At 69.5% G+C, this 14,073-nt stretch carries 14 protein-coding genes and 1 tRNA gene; 6 read left to right on the top strand and 9 right to left on the bottom strand.

Annotated elements, in window-relative coordinates; genetic code table 11:
- Window positions 1-2 precede the first annotated feature (2 nt).
- Window positions 3-494, bottom strand: a complete 492-nt coding sequence (locus H8F24_RS08435) for a M67 family metallopeptidase (protein WP_231598189.1) — start codon at window positions 492-494, stop codon at window positions 3-5.
- A 46-nt stretch (window positions 495-540) separates the two neighbouring features.
- Here H8F24_RS08435 and H8F24_RS08430 point away from each other — a divergent pair, with 46 nt between their 5' ends.
- Window positions 541-957, top strand: a complete 417-nt coding sequence (locus H8F24_RS08430; protein ID WP_197171732.1) for a CAAD domain-containing protein — start codon at window positions 541-543, stop codon at window positions 955-957.
- A 52-nt stretch (window positions 958-1,009) separates the two neighbouring features.
- On the opposite strand, the gene H8F24_RS08425 is transcribed toward H8F24_RS08430, so the two are convergent.
- Window positions 1,010-1,954 carry a fructosamine kinase family protein gene (locus H8F24_RS08425; RefSeq protein WP_197171731.1) on the bottom strand — a complete coding sequence of 315 codons (945 nt, stop codon included), beginning with the start codon at window positions 1,952-1,954 and terminating at the stop codon, window positions 1,010-1,012.
- Between the two features lie 39 nt (window positions 1,955-1,993).
- On the opposite strand from H8F24_RS08425, the gene crtD reads away from it, so the two are divergent.
- On the top strand, window positions 1,994-3,538 hold the full coding sequence (gene crtD, locus H8F24_RS08420) for a C-3',4' desaturase CrtD (protein ID WP_197171729.1): 1,545 nt from the start codon (window positions 1,994-1,996) through the stop codon (window positions 3,536-3,538).
- A 10-nt stretch (window positions 3,539-3,548) separates the two neighbouring features.
- Here the strand turns inward: crtD and H8F24_RS08415 are convergent, their stop codons facing one another.
- Entirely contained in the window at window positions 3,549-4,505 is a 957-nt protein-coding gene (locus H8F24_RS08415; RefSeq protein WP_197171727.1) for a prephenate/arogenate dehydrogenase, read from the bottom strand.
- Between the two features lie 42 nt (window positions 4,506-4,547).
- On the opposite strand from H8F24_RS08415, the gene H8F24_RS08410 reads away from it, so the two are divergent.
- The 3 genes from H8F24_RS08410 to H8F24_RS08400 all read left to right on the top strand — a co-directional run bounded on the left by H8F24_RS08410 (window position 4,548) and on the right by H8F24_RS08400 (window position 6,839).
- On the top strand, window positions 4,548-6,020 hold the full coding sequence (locus H8F24_RS08410; RefSeq protein WP_197171725.1) for a helicase: 1,473 nt from the start codon (window positions 4,548-4,550) through the stop codon (window positions 6,018-6,020).
- A gap of 29 nt (window positions 6,021-6,049) precedes the next feature.
- Window positions 6,050-6,295, top strand: coding sequence for a DUF2839 domain-containing protein (locus tag H8F24_RS08405; RefSeq protein ID WP_197171723.1), 246 nt, complete (start codon window positions 6,050-6,052; stop codon window positions 6,293-6,295).
- Between the two features lie 145 nt (window positions 6,296-6,440).
- Window positions 6,441-6,839, top strand: a complete 399-nt coding sequence (locus tag H8F24_RS08400) for a DUF1815 family protein (RefSeq protein ID WP_197171721.1) — start codon at window positions 6,441-6,443, stop codon at window positions 6,837-6,839.
- A gap of 53 nt (window positions 6,840-6,892) precedes the next feature.
- On the opposite strand, the gene recA is transcribed toward H8F24_RS08400, so the two are convergent.
- The 6 genes from recA to H8F24_RS08370 all read right to left on the bottom strand — a co-directional run bounded on the left by recA (window position 6,893) and on the right by H8F24_RS08370 (window position 12,973).
- Window positions 6,893-8,143, bottom strand: a complete 1,251-nt coding sequence (recA, locus tag H8F24_RS08395) for a recombinase RecA (RefSeq protein ID WP_231598188.1) — start codon at window positions 8,141-8,143, stop codon at window positions 6,893-6,895.
- Between the two features lie 395 nt (window positions 8,144-8,538).
- Window positions 8,539-9,258: an HAD family hydrolase gene (locus H8F24_RS08390; protein ID WP_197172158.1), complete on the bottom strand. Its 720-nt coding sequence runs from the start codon at window positions 9,256-9,258 to the stop codon at window positions 8,539-8,541.
- An 81-nt stretch (window positions 9,259-9,339) separates the two neighbouring features.
- Window positions 9,340-9,411, bottom strand: a tRNA-Gln gene (locus H8F24_RS08385).
- Window positions 9,412-9,562: 151 nt separating this feature from the next.
- Window positions 9,563-11,290 carry an AAA family ATPase gene (locus tag H8F24_RS08380; RefSeq protein ID WP_231598187.1) on the bottom strand — a complete coding sequence of 576 codons (1,728 nt, stop codon included), beginning with the start codon at window positions 11,288-11,290 and terminating at the stop codon, window positions 9,563-9,565.
- 96 nt (window positions 11,291-11,386) lie between these two features.
- Window positions 11,387-12,475 (bottom strand): LdpA C-terminal domain-containing domain, encoded by a 1,089-nt coding sequence (locus tag H8F24_RS08375; protein WP_370594820.1) that lies wholly within the window; start codon window positions 12,473-12,475, stop codon window positions 11,387-11,389.
- A 36-nt stretch (window positions 12,476-12,511) separates the two neighbouring features.
- Window positions 12,512-12,973 (bottom strand): NAD(P)H-quinone oxidoreductase subunit N, encoded by a 462-nt coding sequence (locus H8F24_RS08370; protein WP_197158906.1) that lies wholly within the window; start codon window positions 12,971-12,973, stop codon window positions 12,512-12,514.
- A 446-nt stretch (window positions 12,974-13,419) separates the two neighbouring features.
- Here H8F24_RS08370 and rplC point away from each other — a divergent pair, with 446 nt between their 5' ends.
- Window positions 13,420-14,067 (top strand): 50S ribosomal protein L3, encoded by a 648-nt coding sequence (gene rplC / locus H8F24_RS08365; RefSeq protein WP_197157030.1) that lies wholly within the window; start codon window positions 13,420-13,422, stop codon window positions 14,065-14,067.
- Window positions 14,068-14,073: the final 6 nt, after the last annotated feature.

Raw genomic sequence — 14,073 nt, 5'->3', positions numbered from 1 at the left:
GGTCAATCCACCATTTTCCACGCCAGCGGCAACGGCTGGGTGTCCTCCTCGGTCAGCCACCAGCAGCGCAGCACCCAGCCCGTGCGGGGCAGGTCTGCACGGGTGCTGCCGCGAGAGTCGCCATCGCCGCCAGGCGGGCCCGCGATCACCAGCAGGGCAGGGGGAAAGGCGAGGCGCCGGTCGGTGACCGAGGGCAGGGGGGCACTGGCGGGATGGCTGTGGGCCGCCCCCAGAACCGTCAGTGCACGGGCCCGTCCCCACTTCTGGGCCAGCAGCTGCTCACGCGGATCGATCGCGAAGCGGCGGCTCCGCTCCCCCATCGGCTGCCACCCATTCAGACAGGGCCAGACCCGCTCCACCTGCCAATGGGTCTCCCGGCGGCAGCCCAGCAGCAGGGCACAGCCTTCCGCAGGGCTGGCGGCGGCCAGCAGGGCATCCAGGCAGGTCAGCCCCCGCCGACGGAAGCCGATCCGCGCTGGCCAAATGGAGCTCACACCGATACCTTGGCCCTCGATCGTTTCAAATTGTGCGGCTCCATTCATGAGCGATACCACCACCTTGAATGAGCCCGACCTGAAGGAAGCCGGCAGCGACGCAGGCGAGACCAGCACCTCGAGCAGCCCGTTCGGCTCCGGTGTGGGCGACGCCACCGTGAATTTCGCCGAGCGCTACGGCGACATCCTGACCAAGGTGAACACCACTCTCGACCAGGTGGACTGGTCCTTGATGGGTCGGATCGCCAAGGGCACCGGTGTGTTCCTGGCCGTGATCGTGGCGCAGATCCTGATCAAGGGGGTGCTGGACACCATCAATCTGCTGCCGGTGGTTCCCGGGCTTCTGGAGCTGCTTGGCCTTGTCGTGGTGGGCCAGTGGAGCTGGCAGAACCTGACCACCAGCGAGAAGCGCAACGCCGTGCTCGCCCAGATCCAGGCCCTTCGCAAGGAATACCTCGGCTGAGCGGCCATCATGGGCTGGGTGGTTGGTTCGTGGGGCGGCCTGACAGCAGGATTCAGCCCAGCCGCAGCAGGCCATCCAGGCTCGCCTGGGCCTGTTGCCGGTAGGAGCCACCAAAGAGATTGGCGTGGTTGAGCAGGTGGTAGAGGTTGTAGAGCTCCACCCGCTCCCGATGCCCCGGGGAGAGGGGCCACGCGGCCTCGTAGCCGGCAAAGAAGGCCGGTGGGAAACCACCGAAGAGGCGGGCCATTGCCAGATCCACTTCCCGATCTCCGCGATACACGGCAGGATCAAAGATCGCGCCCCGACCGTCGTCGAGCAGGGCGGCATTGCCGCCCCAGAGGTCGCCGTGCACCAGCACGGGCTCAGGCTGGTGCCCTTCCAGCCACTGGGGCAGACGCTCCAGCAGAGTGGTCGCCTGGCGCAGCGGCGCGCCGCCGCGTGCGACCCACTCCAGCTGGGGAAGCAGGCGACGGTCTCGGAAGAACTCCACCCAGCTGTCGCACCAGCCGTTGACCTGGGGGGCGGCCCCGATCCAGTTGTCCTGCGGCCAGCCGTAGCGGGCATCGACGCCATCCAGGCTGCGCCGGTGCAACAGAGCCAGGGAACGGCCCAGCTGCTGCCAACCCAGCTGGCGCCGTGCTGCAGCATCGCCACGCTGACTGGCTGAGCTGTTGGCGGTCGCCTGGCTGCCGCCCGAAGGACAAAAGGGCAGCCAGTCGGTCACCAGCAGGGCAGCCTCTGCCACCAGCCCCACAAACACGGGCTGGGGCACCGCCAGCTCAGGGGGTGCCGCGGCAGCCAGGGCGCCTAACCCATCGGCCTCGGCCTGCAGCAGCGGCAGATCGGCTGGCTTCAGGCTCTTGGCGAACAGGCTGTGGTGTGCGGAAAACCGCAGGCGCCAGGCGCGGCCCGTGCAGCCTCCGCCGACCGGCTCCACCGAGGCCGGCGCCTCACCGCAGTGATCCCGGGCCCAGAGACCCAGCTGGGACGGGAGCATGGCTCGCACCGGCCAAGGGAACGCTGCCAGCATGCCGGGATGACGGAGGCGCACGGCACGCAGTCGCAGGGCACGGGATCTGACGGCACCGAGGCCCACGGCCCAGTGGCGGTGCTGGGGGCCGGAATCGCCGGCCTCACGGCGGCGGCCCTGCTGGCCCGCGCCGGCCTCAAGGTGGATCTGCTCGAGGCCCACCACCAGAGCGGCGGCTGCGCCGGCACCTTCAGGCGCGGCCCCTACGTGTTTGATGTGGGCGCCACCCAGGTGGCCGGCCTGGAGGCAGGTGGCATTCACGCGCGGCTGTTCGCCCATCTGCACCAGACCCCGCCGGCGGCCACACCGCTGGATCCGGCCTGCGTGGTGGATCTCCACGACAGCCAGCCGCCGGTGCAGCTCTGGCGCGATCCGCTGCGCTGGCAAGCGGAACGGCAGAGCCAGTTCCCCGGCAGCGAACGGTTCTGGCAACTCTGCGCCTGGCTGCATCGCACCAACTGGGCCTTCGCGCTGCGGGATCCGGTGCTGCCACCGCGCTCGCTCTGGGATCTGGGCCAGCTCTGCGGCGCCCTGCGGCCAGCCACCCTGATCAGTGCACTGGCCACGGGCGCCACGGTGGCCGATCTGCTGGCCCTCTGCGGCTGCAGCCACGACCAGCGCCTGCGGCGCTACCTCGACCTGCAACTGAAGCTCTACTCCCAGGAACCAGCCGATCGCACCGCCGCCCTCTACGGCGCCACCGCGCTGGCCGTGGCGCAGGAGCCACAGGGGCTCTGGCACCTCGAGGGTTCGATGCAGGAGCTCAGCCGGGCGCTGGAGGACAGCCTGGCCCGCTGGGGCGGCCGCCTGCGACTGCGGCACCGGGCGCGTCAGCTGGAGCGCCGCGATGGCAGCTGGATCGTGCGGGGAGAGAAAGGCGGCAACACCCCCTTTGCCCTGGCCTGTGAGGCGGTGGTCTGCACCCTGCCCCCCCAGTGCCTGAGCGAGCTGCTGGGCGAGGCGCTACCAGCGGGCTACCGGCAGCGCCTGCAGCACCTGCACGACCCCTCCGGCGCCCTGGTGCTCTATGGAGCCGTGCCGCGCTCGGTGCTGCCGCCCCACACCCCCAGCCACCTCCAGCTCGACTGGCCAGTCCCGGGCCCACTGTTCGTGTCGGTGAGCCAGGAGGGCGATGGACGGGCGCCCCAGGGGCAGGCCACCGTGATCGCCAGCGTGTTCACGCCGGCCCGCCCCTGGTTCGGCCTGAACGATGCCGAGTACCAGGCGCGCAAAGCCCAGGCCGGCACCGCCATGGCGGCCGGCCTGGAGCAGCTGCTCGGGATCGGATCGGCCGACTGGCTGCACCGGGAACTGGCCACACCCCGCGGCTTCGCCGGCTGGACCGGACGGCCCTGGGGCTATGTGGGGGGGCTGGGCCAGCACCCCAGCCGCTTCGGGCCCTTCGGGCTGGCCAGCCGCACACCAGTGCCAGGGTTCTGGCTCGGCGGCGATTCCATCCATCCCGGCGAGGGTACCGCCGGCGTGACCCTCTCCTCGCTGATGCTCTGCCGCCAGCTGCTGGCGGAGCGCGGCGAGCCCCTGCGGATCTGAACCGAACGGGTCAGAGGAACTGGGGGCGCAAGTCGCGGCAGGCGGTCAGCAGCTGCTGCAGCTCCGCCCAGTCTTCCCGGCGCACCAGCTGCTCGAGCTGATCAAGGCTGTGGCGGTAACCGGCCAGAGCCTGCAGAACCGCCTCCCGGTTGCCACGGGCCATCAGAGTGCCCAGCTCGGGGTTGCCGCCCCCCACCCGGGTGGTGTCGGCGAAGCCGCTGGAAGCCAGGGTCCGCACCAGGCTCGGCAGCGAACTCATGAACGAAGACTGGCTCTGGGATGACGGGCTCGATGCTGGCTGGCCCTCGCCAGCACTGCTCCGGTCAGCGGTCTGGAGGAGTGCCGCACTCACCAGCACCGGCAGATGGGAGATCAGGGCCACCGCGGCGTCGTGGGCCCTGGCGTCGCAGCACACCCAGCGGGCTCCGAGGGTCGCAGCCAGGTCAGCCACCAGGGCGAGCGCCTCGGGGTCGGTGTCGTCAGCAGGGGTGACCACCCAGGGACGGGCGACGAACAGGTCGCACACGCCGGCCTCCACGCCGGCCTCGGCGGTGCCGGCCATGGGATGGCTGGGCACGAAGCGGCGGGCCTGCCGCTCCCCGCCCAGCCGCCGCAACGCCGCCGACCACACCGGCAGCAGCGGCCCCTTGACCGAGCCCACATCGGTCAGCACCGCCTCGGGGGGCAGAGCCTGCAGCAGGGCTGGCGGCGGCGCCAGCAGCTGATCCAGGGGCAGCGCCAGCACCACCAGATCGCAGCCTGCCAAGACCGAGGGATCGGTGCTCACCACCGAAGCCAACCCCCGGTCTCGGGCCCTGGTGGCGGTGGCCTCACGGCGCACCAGGGCCCGCACCTCGGCTCCGGCCGTCTGCAGGTCGAGGCCGAGCGATCCGCCGATCAACCCGAGACCCACCACACCCACCGGGCCATGGCGCCAGGCAGGCCGGGGCTCGGCGGGGTTGGTCATCGTCGCTGCAGCCGGGTCGGACCAGCTTCCTACGATTCGCCCATGCTGGAAGCCCTGGCCCATCAACAGCTGAAAGCCCTGCTGCGCCAGGAGGGAGCAGCCGAGTGGCCGCATCACCTCAGCCTCAGCCGGCTCGTGGCCCGCAGCCTGCGGCGAAGCGATCACACCCTGATCCGGCTCACCCCCGGCACCGGCCCCGACTGGTGGATCAGCCTGCTGGTGCCGCTGGCCCTCAGCGACGCCCCCCTGGCTCTGGTGCTGAGCCAGGATCTACGCCAGCGTCTCCTGCAGATGGAGTTGCCGCGGCTGCGGGCCGTGAACCTTGCCCTCCCCCTCTGGGAAGGGTCTGGCCCTTGCCCACCCCATCGGATCTGGCTGCTGGACCACGCCGAGCTGATGGAGGCCTGGCGGAATGGCCAGCTGGGGGAGCACCAGCTGGTGATCCCGGAAGCCGAAACCCTCGAGCCGAAGCTGCGTCGTTCGCTGGCGGTGCGGATCACTGCCGATGACTGGAACCGGTTGCTGCGCAGCCAGCCGGCGGCCGAAACCAGCCTGATGGCCCTGCACGACCGGTTGAGCCGGCGGGTTCTGGAACCGCCGCGTCAGCCCAGCGGCCTGGTGGCCATCGCCCCAGAGGAGGAAGCACCGCTGCGCCAGCTGCTCGCCCTGCTCGGCCCCCTGCCGCCCCCCTGGGACCAGTGGCTGGAGCAGGGGGGAGATGGCTGGAGCAGCTGGGCCGAGGTGGACATGCGGCTGTTGCAGTGGACCCTGCACCGCCAGCCCCTGGAGCCCCTGCATGCCCTGGCGGGCCTGCTCAGGGGGCGTGGAGCCGTGCTGCTGGGCCAGCTGGCCAGCCCGATTGCTGTCCGCCGGAGCACCCAGGCGCATGGCGCAGCCCCCGAGGCCGTCCTCGGCCTGACGCCCGAGGTGGTGGTCGACCTGGGGGATCCTCCCCTGGCCGATCCGCTGCCGCTGTTCGCACCCCTGCGCCAACCGCTGCCCAATAGCCCCGTCTTCGCCCAGCACCTGCTGGAGCAGAGTCGCCGGCTGGTGCTGGGGCAGGCTCGGCTGAGCGTGATCCTCTGCGACGACGAAGGCCTGCGGCTCAGCCTGGCCAGTGCGATGGCGGCGGAATTCGGCCGTCGGGTGGAACACGAATCCACCACTCCCGATGCGAATGGGATTCTCTGCGCCCGCTGGAGCTGGTGGCTGGAGCAGCAGGAGCGGCTGCCGCTACCGGGTCAGATCCTGGCGGCCACCTTGCCGATCGCCAGCCTGGAGGATCCCCTCACCGCCGCCCGGGTCACCGCCCTGCGTCAGCAGGGGCTCGACTGGTTCCGGGAGCTGCTCCTGCCCGAGGCCGTGAACCGGCTGCAACGCTCCGTGGCAGGCCTGCGCCGCGGCGGCGGACGCCTGGCCGTGTTGGACGGACGCTTGCGCAGCCGCAGCTGGGGGGCCACGGTGCTGCGGGCCCTGGAACCATGGGCGAGCCTGAGCCGCCTGCTGCCCAACTAGCGTTGCCGGCAGTTGCCACTGCTGCGCGGATGGGGGAAGCCAAGCGTCGTTCCACCCAGGGCCTGCCACCGCGGGGGCCCAAGCCATCCGCAGGCAGCGGCACGAAGTCGGAGCGCATCGCGCCGTGGCTGCCGTTGAGCAAGGATCAGGCCAACCGCTTCGTGGAGATCACCACCCGTGGGGCCTGGTTCGGCATCGGCGCGCTGGTGTTGTTCTGGGTCACGGTGCGCTTCATCGGCCCCGCCGCAGGCTGGTGGACCCTGGCGGACGGCTGACTCCTGCGCGGCAGAAGCGGAGCCCAGCAGGCAGGAGCGACCTGAGCGACAGCAGCGATTGCCAGCGGACGCTGATCAAAACCGACGGCGCCCGCGAAAAACTGAAGAAAACATTAGGATTGCGCCACCGACCCGCTGGCCCGTCATGTTCCCGCGTCTGGCTGAGCAATACCGGACCCTCGTCCACGACCTGGTGATGAGCCTGCAGGCGCTAGCCCGCAGCCTCCAGGACCGGGGCTGTGTCGCCACCTGCTACGTGTGTGGCGATGGCAGGGATGGTCATGGAGCCTCGTTCGTGGCCGACCTGGGCGACAACCACACAGTGCGTTTTCTCGTGTCTGACTTCGGCATCACCTGGGTCGAATCCCGCGACGGGCACGAACTGGTGAAGCTGGAAGGTGCCGAAGCCATTCAGGAGCTGCAGCGCGTCACCCAGATCCTGCAGCAGCCTGAGCCCACTCCGATTCACTCCGTTCTGAAGTCCGGCGGTCCTCGTCATCGCGGCTCGCGGGCCGCCAGCGAGCCGATCGAAACGGCCGCCTGAATCGCAACGGCTGAAGGTAAGGCTGGCCAGGTGGCCCCTGGCGCCCCGGCGCGTCAGCCGCCGGTGGCCGCAGGAGCTGTGCTGCGCGAGGAAGATCGGGTTCCAGCCGTGGCACCTGCAGGGGACCCGGCCGCCGCAGGAGCATTCAACTCAAGCGGTGCAGCGCCAAGATCCTCGACCAGGGCGCGGGCCGGATCATCGGACAGGTCAGCGCTCAGCTTGGCTGCCGCCGCCAGGGGCCGCAACGAGTTGGCCGTCACCTCCGATCCTTCCGTGAGTTTCTGGCGGGTGATCGCCTCGATCCGCTCCTTCTGCTCGGGGTTCTGCTCCAGCCAGATGATGGTGTTATCACGGCCCTGGCCGATGTTGTCGCCCTCGTAGCTGTACCAGGATCCCTTACGCGTCACCACCCCGATTTCCTCGGCCAGATCCAGCAGGCAACCGAGGGTGCTGATGCCCCGGCCGAACAGGATGTCGAACTCGGCGATGCGGAAGGGTGGAGCCACCTTGTTCTTGGCCACCTTCACCTTGGCGCGAATGCCGTATTCCTCGGTGCCGCGCTTGAGCGTCTGGATCCGGCGGATGTCGAGCCGCACCGAGGCGTAGAACTTCAGCGCATTCCCACCGGTGGTGGTTTCGGGATTGCCATAGGTGACACCGATCTTTTGCCGCAGCTGGTTGAGGAAGATCACCGTGCAGCCGGACTTGCCGATGTTGCCGGTGATCTTGCGCATCGCCTGACTCATCAGGCGGGCCTGGCTGCCCACCGCCAGATCGCCCATCTCTCCCTCAATTTCGGCCCGGGGCGTCAACGCCGCCACCGAATCGATCACGACGATGTCGACGGCGGCTGAGCGCACCAGCTGGTCGACGATCTCCAGGGCCATCTCACCGGTATCCGGCTGGGAGACCAGCAGGTTCTCGATATCCACTCCGAGGGCCGCGGCGTAGACCGGGTCGAGCGCATGCTCGGCATCAACGAAGGCCGCAACGCCACCGCGGCGTTGCACCTCGGCGATGGCATGGAGCGTGAGGGTGGTCTTGCCGGAACTTTCAGGGCCATAGACCTCCACCACCCGGCCCTTGGGATAGCCGCCCCCCAGAGCCAGATCCAGGGTCAGGGCGCCGGTGGAGACGGTTTCCACCCGCATGCGGGAGGCGTCGCCCAGTCGCATGATCGAGCCCTTGCCGAAGTTGCGCTCGATCTGGTTCAGCACCAGGCCCAGCGCCTTGTCACGCTCGCTGGCGGAGCGGGCCTCGAGGCTGCGGGAGGCGGCGGACACGGCCTTGGAGTCAGGGGTCATGGAAAAAGCGGCGAGAACAGGCCGGTGCGATCGGAACGGAGACGGGGCGCCGCACAACGTGCGACAGAGAAGGCGGCAACGCCAGGAGCAGGGTCAGCGCCAGGGCAAGGCGAGCATCAGAGAGCGTGGCGGGTACACACAGTGACCCAGACAGACAGTCGCGGATCCAGAGACGATGACAGCGGCAGACGCCGCGGCAGTGGCAGAAGCAACGCCAGGGGCAGTGCCAGAACCAAGGGCAGTGGCAGAGCTAGAACGACAGAGTCGGCTCCACACCATCAGTGCCACCTGAAACGGCCGGTGTATCACGGCCGATGCGTCAGCGACACCGCGATCGCTGCACCCACTGCACAACTCCAACCACTGCGCCAACACGCCCAAGCCCAGCCTCCAGTCTAGTACGGGCGTACTGTAGCGAATCCGGGCCAGCGCGCCAGCGGTGCGGCGAAGGACTCCGGGGTCAGCAGGTCGATGCCCTGGGGCAGTGCGCAGGCGTCGTCGGGGCCGAGATAGCCCCAGCTCACCAACAGGCAGACCACCGCCTCAAGACCGGGCGTGGCTCGCACCTGTTCCAGGGTTGGACGCCGATCCTCCAGAAATCCGATCGAGGCCACCTCAGCCCTCAGGCGCAGCAGCACATCCGGCTTGCTGCCCTGTTCATGGCCGTAGACGGCGCGGGGTTCGAGAGCGGCAGCGGCCAGCAGCTCGGCGGCGAACGCCCCGCCCTTGGTGGTGAGCACGGCCCAGTCAGCCCCCTCCAATGCCAGCCGGCGCAACCGCTCCGGCACCCCGGGGTAGAAACGATGCAGAGCCAGCCAGGCCTGCCGATCGTTGGCAATCGCCTCGCTGCGGACCTGTTCGAGCGCCTGCTGCAGTTGCGGCGCCCTCCAGCCCCGCCGCTCAAGGGTCGGCGCCAGAGACGCGGCATAGTCCTGAAGCAAGGCTGCCAGATCCAGGTCCGGACGGCCGAGCTCGGCGGCCACCAGCACCATCTCCCAGCCCTTGTGGATCAGAGGCCGCAGCTGCAGAAAGCCGGCAGGGGCCTGCTCAGGAAGACAGAGAGAAGGATCCAGCCGCAGGGCGGCCCGGCGGGATGACCACCAGTACTCGGCCATGCCATCCACCAGCACGCCGTCGAAATCGAAGACGAGTAACGGGGTCGGGGAAGGCGAAATCGCCACAACAGGCTGAAAAAACTGGGCCGCTAGGATTCGAACCTAGGAATGGCGGGACCAAAACCCGCTGCCTTACCACTTGGCGACGGCCCAAAGCGCTCGAGCGAGGCAGTTCGGGAGCAGGGGCTCCGGAGCGGCAATCGTCGGTCGGCTCCGGCCTTGAGCCGGTGCTCAGATAGTTACCCACAGCGCCCGGTCCTTCGTCAATCTCCCGGCAGCAGCACCCGGCCAGGCCGCACTCCGATCAAGCCGGGAACACCCGCAACCGCTGCTCCAGGCCGCGGCCGAACACAGCGCTGCGCAGGCGATAGCGACCCACCAGCTCGACCTGCATCTGCCGCACCGTCTCGCTGCGGGGCAACAGCTCCACGGGGCGGCCATGGGGAAGCACCACCTGCTCCACCGCCAGGCGGCATTCCTCCAGGGCCGCCAGGGCATCGTCGTGAGCGGCGCTGCCGTGCCCCAGCCTCGATCGTGGCCCTTGCACCTCACCGACCGGCGCGTGAAGCGGGCCGCGCCGGTGGCGCTCCAGCAGGCGCTCGACACCACGCTGCACCTGGGCGAGGGTGTCGGACTTGATCACCAGGATCGGCAGCCCCAGTCGCTGGGCCTCACGGCGTCCCTCCGGATCGCGGCCGAGCTGCTGACGCACGCTCAGCACCACATCGGCCTGCTCGGGGCCCTCCACCAGCTGCAGCGTCCAGCGGCGGCTGCGCTGCAATTGCTCCAGCAGGTGGCGGCTGATGCCGATCGGCAGCAGCCGCAACGGCGCCTGTACCCGCGCCACCGACTGCGGGTCGAGCTCCGATTCCGGGTCAGCAAACTCGTCGGGGTTCGGCGAGACGGCCGCAGAGCGACGATGCAGAACCGGTTGGCGGGGATCGGGCAGCGGCACCGGAGCAAGAGCCGCTGCCTTCGGACGATGGGGCGCCACGGGTCCCCGGGCTGGCGCGGGGGCTGACTCCTGCCAGTGCACCTGTCCATCACTGCCCAGCTCACGGATCTGGGGGCGGGCGCTCTGGCCCCGCAGCATCAGATCCACCGTGCCGGCCACATCCCGGTGGATCAGCCAGCGGCTGCGGCTGTGCATCTCCACCGCCTGGGGGAAGGTGGGCTCCGCCGCCCGCTCCAGCACCGTCTTCTGGCTGCGGCGGCGGCGGGCCTCCTCGTCGCCGAGTGTCACCGACTGGATTCCCCCCACCAGGTCGGAAAGGGTGGGGTTCTTGATCAGGTTGGCCAGGGCGTTGCCGTGGGCGGTGGCCACGAGCATCACACCCCGCTCGGCGATGGTGCGGGCGGCCTGGGCCTCGAGTTCGGTGCCGATCTCATCGATCACGATGACCTCCGGCATGTGGTTTTCCACCGCCTCGATCATCACCTGGTGCTGCAGTTCCGGCCGGGCCACCTGCATGCGCCGCGCCCGACCGATGGCGGGATGGGGGATGTCGCCGTCACCGGCGATCTCGTTACTGGTGTCGATCACCACCACCCGCTTGGCCAGCTCATCGGCCAGCACCCGGGCAATCTCCCGCAGGGCGGTGGTCTTGCCCACGCCGGGCCGGCCCATCAACAGCAACGACTCTCCAGAATCGAGCAGATCCCGCACCATCGCCACGGTGCCGAAGACGGCGCGGCCCACCCGGCAGGTGAGCCCCACCACATCGCCACTGCGGTTGCGGATAGCGCTGATGCGGTGCAGGGTGCGCTCGATGCCGGCCCGGTTGTCGCCACCGAAGGGGCCGAGCTTGTCCAGCACGGCCGCCAGATCGCCGCGGCTGATCGCCCGGCTGCCCAGGTCCAGCGCCCGGCCGGGATAGCGGGCCTCAGGCACCCGACCCAGATCGAGCACCACTTCCAGGAGCTGCTCATGGCCCTCGATCGCCAGCAGGGATTCCTGGACCACCGGCGGCAGCACCTCCAGCAACCGGTCAAGATCGTCGGTGGTGCGCCGGAGCAGGGTCGGATCGGCCACTTGGGCAGGGAGGCCGGCTGGTAGGGACGGACGGCAGACCTCGATGCCCGTTCTAGCCAGCGGTTCCGGTCCGGCGTCCGCCGGCGGATCTGCGGATCAGAGGGCTGGCAACAACCAGGGACGCACCAGCGCGTCGGCAAGTGTCAGGGCCTGTGGCCAGAGATCGCCCTCCCCCAGCAGCGGTCGCTGCCGGCTGGCCGCCTCCTGCAGCAGCGGTTGCAGCAGACGGCGGGCCACACTGCCGAAGGCCACACCGGCGGCGCCAGCGCGGCGGCGGCCCAGGCGCCGACCCAGGGCCTCCAGTCGCGGCAGGGTGCCGCCATTCGTGCCGCCGGCCAGCTGCAACGGCCCGGGAGGAGCGAGGGGGGTCAGGTCTTCGAGCAGGCGCACGGCGACATGGGCGGTGCCAGCGCCCACATCCCCGCTCATCGGACGGCCATCCAGCTGCCAGAGAGGCCGAAAACCGCAGGACCGCAGCGCCGCATGGCGCTGCCAGAGCTCAGCCGCCAATGGCTCGGGCCCAGGCGGCGCAGGAGGTGGTGAGTCCCCCGCGCCCGCTGCCCCGCTGAGCACGCCTGCACCCCGCTCCAGGCCACAGCTCACCGCCAGGCGCCGCAGGGGCACACCACTGCGCTGCACCTCGGCCAGACGCTGCCGAAACGCCTCTCCGCGGCCGGCCTGGGTGTGAATCTCCACGGCATCGGGTTGCAGCTGGGCGAGCAAGGCGGGCACCAGGGCACCCTCCACCGATTGAGCCCTCTCCTCGATCAGCCCAAGCGGACAGGCCGGCAGGCAACGGCCACAGCCATAACAGCGGCTGGCGATGACGCCGCCGGAGGAGCCGATGGCGAGGGCAGGACAGACGCGTTCGCAGGGCCGCGGGCAGTCCGCAGGACAGCGCGCCGGATCGAACCAGGCCTTGCGGAAATGGGGATCGTTCCCATCACTGAGACTCACCATCAGCCAGGGCTGCGCGGCACCGCGCTCACGGGCCCAGGCGATTCCCCGCCGTGCGGCCGACACCACGGCGGCATCCGCCGCCAGATCCAGGCAATGCACCCCGGCGAGGGTGTAGATGCCTGCCAGATCCTCAAGGGCGCCGAGATCCTGATTGCTGGCACCGCCGATCCACTTGACCCAGTACCCGCCGGCCAGGGCACGATCAGGATGGGCCAGGGGGTCCAGCCGCACCCTCAGCCCCGCAGGGAAGATGGCTGGAGCTCAGCCATCCGCCAGCTCGGCCAGGGGCTGCCAGCGCAACGACCTGGCACCGCCCATCTCCACCACGACCTTGAAGCGCGGCTCGCGCCGGCTGAGCGCCACCAGGGAAGCCAGTTCGGCCTTGGAGAGCACGGCCCCCTCCAGCAACCAGAGCAGGATGGGTGCCTCGCCTTCCAGCAGGCTTCCCAGCTGGGGCATCACCCGCTGCACCTCGCCAACCGCCGCGCCGCGGCCAACGCTCTGGTGACCGAGATGGGGCGGGCGCACACCATGCAGTTGGAAGAGGTAGGCCTCGGGATCTCCGAGGCCGCGGGCCGTGGTGAGCTGAGCCCGGTATCCCGCCGCCCGCAGACGCCGGAGCAAGCGGGTTTCGGAACCACCTTCCAGGGGCACGAACAAGGCCAGGGCGCCGGCGTTCTCCAGGTCCTGTCGGAAACCGCGGCCGGTGAGCAGCAGGGGCATCGGAGCGGGAGGAACGGTGGCAGGCACCAGTCTGACAGCCCTGGAGGCAAGCGGCAGAGGATCCGGGAGGCCGCTGTGCCAGATCCAGGCAGAGCTCAACAGGGTCATCTCAACCAAATGCTACATTGATTTCTTGTGCTGCAGATCTGTGCCCGTCCGCTAGCCGGGCCTCCAGAACTCTGCACAAAGCTCGCCCGTGGAGGTGAGCTTCCCGGCCAGTGCGGCTTTAGCAGCGATTCTCGCTGTGCGATCCGCCGGGAAACTGCTGACAGGAGCGGCTCTGTTCGGAGCCGGACCACTCCCGCCGCAAGTCCCAGCCCGCTGATTCGCTTCGCTAGCCCCGGCCTCCGGCCGTTTCTGCGACATCCCGAATTCAGCTTCACCGCTTCACCGGTGCCTTGCGGCACGGGGGCTGCGGTGGTCCTGCTGGCGTCGTTCCCCTTCCTATGTCCATCGGCATTCTTGGGAAGAAACTGGGCATGTCCCAGTTCTTCGACGAAGAGGGCAGATCCATCCCGGTCACCGTGATCGAGGCTGGTCCCTGCCGCATCACCCAACTCAAAAGCGACGGCACCGACGGTTACACCGCCGTGCAGGTCGGTTTCGGCGAGATTCGCGAGAAGCTCGTCAACAAGCCCGCCAAGGGCCACCAGATCAAATCCGGTGACCAACCCGTTCGCCACCTGCGCGAATACCGAGTCGACAACCTCGACGGTCTTGAGTTGGGCAACCCCATCACCGTCTCCGATTTCGAGGCGGGCCAGAAGGTCGATGTGAGTGGCGACACCATGGGTCGTGGCTTCTCCGGCTATCAGAAGCGCCACGGCTTCAGCCGCGGCCCCATGACCCACGGTTCCAAGAACCACCGCGAACCCGGCTCCACCGGTGCCGGCACCACGCCGGGCCGTGTCTACCCCGGCAAGCGCATGGCAGGCCGCTACGGCGGCAAACAGATCACCACCCGTGGCCTCACCATCCTCAAGGTGGATGCCGAGCGCAACCTGCTGGTGGTCAAGGGTTCGGTGCCCGGCAAGCCCGGCGCCCTGCTCAACATCCGCCCGGCCAAACGGGTGGGCGCCAAGGCCGCGACCTGAGGAGGA

The sequence above is a fragment of the Synechococcus sp. CBW1002 genome (genome assembly GCF_015840915.1).
GTDB lineage: Bacteria > Cyanobacteriota > Cyanobacteriia > PCC-6307 > Cyanobiaceae > CBW1002.
Note: the sequence above shows the minus strand (reverse complement) of the source record. Positions and strands in the feature narration are given on the sequence as shown.

Bases quoted from the DNA above. Each gene is read 5' to 3' on its own strand.
- H8F24_RS08430 (WP_197171732.1), top strand. From the start codon at position 541: ATGAGCGATACCACCACCTTGAATGAGCCCGACCTGAAGGAAGCCGGC.
- H8F24_RS08425 (WP_197171731.1), bottom strand. From the start codon at position 1,954: ATGCTCCCGTCCCAGCTGGGTCTCTGGGCCCGGGATCACTGCGGTGAG.
- crtD (WP_197171729.1), top strand. From the start codon at position 1,994: ATGACGGAGGCGCACGGCACGCAGTCGCAGGGCACGGGATCTGACGGC.
- H8F24_RS08415 (WP_197171727.1), bottom strand. From the start codon at position 4,505: ATGACCAACCCCGCCGAGCCCCGGCCTGCCTGGCGCCATGGCCCGGTG.
- H8F24_RS08410 (WP_197171725.1), top strand. From the start codon at position 4,548: ATGCTGGAAGCCCTGGCCCATCAACAGCTGAAAGCCCTGCTGCGCCAG.
- H8F24_RS08405 (WP_197171723.1), top strand. From the start codon at position 6,050: ATGGGGGAAGCCAAGCGTCGTTCCACCCAGGGCCTGCCACCGCGGGGG.
- H8F24_RS08400 (WP_197171721.1), top strand. From the start codon at position 6,441: ATGTTCCCGCGTCTGGCTGAGCAATACCGGACCCTCGTCCACGACCTG.
- recA (WP_231598188.1), bottom strand. From the start codon at position 8,143: ATGACCCCTGACTCCAAGGCCGTGTCCGCCGCCTCCCGCAGCCTCGAG.
- H8F24_RS08390 (WP_197172158.1), bottom strand. From the start codon at position 9,258: ATGGCCGAGTACTGGTGGTCATCCCGCCGGGCCGCCCTGCGGCTGGAT.
- H8F24_RS08370 (WP_197158906.1), bottom strand. From the start codon at position 12,973: ATGCCCCTGCTGCTCACCGGCCGCGGTTTCCGACAGGACCTGGAGAAC.
- rplC (WP_197157030.1), top strand. From the start codon at position 13,420: ATGTCCATCGGCATTCTTGGGAAGAAACTGGGCATGTCCCAGTTCTTC.